Origin of the sequence: Pseudomonas sp. MD195_PC81_125 (assembly GCF_014060985.1) — a bacterium.
GTDB classification, from domain to species: Bacteria; Pseudomonadota; Gammaproteobacteria; order Pseudomonadales; family Pseudomonadaceae; genus Aquipseudomonas; species Aquipseudomonas parakoreensis.
On the sequence record NZ_JABULD010000792.1, the window covers coordinates 1 to 523 of the forward strand.

General features: G+C 49.3%; 1 pseudogene. It reads left to right on the forward strand.

Going from position 1 to position 523, the window contains the following annotated elements:
• Positions 1-309, forward strand: a pseudogene (locus HT737_RS29315) (cell filamentation protein Fic); the annotation flags it as partial.
• Positions 310-523 lie beyond the last annotated feature (214 nt).

Below are 523 nucleotides of genomic sequence, written 5' to 3' on the forward strand. Positions count from 1 at the left end.
CGCACGATCCTGCTCGTATACATGGAGCTGTGCTTTCGGACCAAATTCGCCATCAACTGGGCAATGACAAGCAAAGATGAATATCTGCGAGCCCTCAGTGACGAGATTCGAGATCCTTTCCAAGGTCATCTGGATCGTTACCTGACACCTTTCATCATTGACATCTCCAGCCGTGAAGAGTGGCCTGAAATGATTGGCGGCATAAAAGGACTGGATGGTCTGGATAAAGAGGGCATCACCTATGAAAGCCTGGATGATCCTGAGGTTCAGCGGCTCTATAAAACTTATAGAGCGCAGCCCATTGAGTGAGTGTCTGTTTTGAAGCGTCCCTTTTCCCTGCGAATTTTCATTACGTTTGAGTGATTCGACACGCCTGCAGCAGACTGAAACCGAAAAACAAAAGCCTGCTTTTCAGGGCAGGCTTTCACATTCACAACGCTGCAGTCACTTTTGCTGCGCGGTCAACGCCGAGTAACTGTTCATCAGGTTCCGGTAGTTCGGAATCCGCTGCGACAGCCAGATT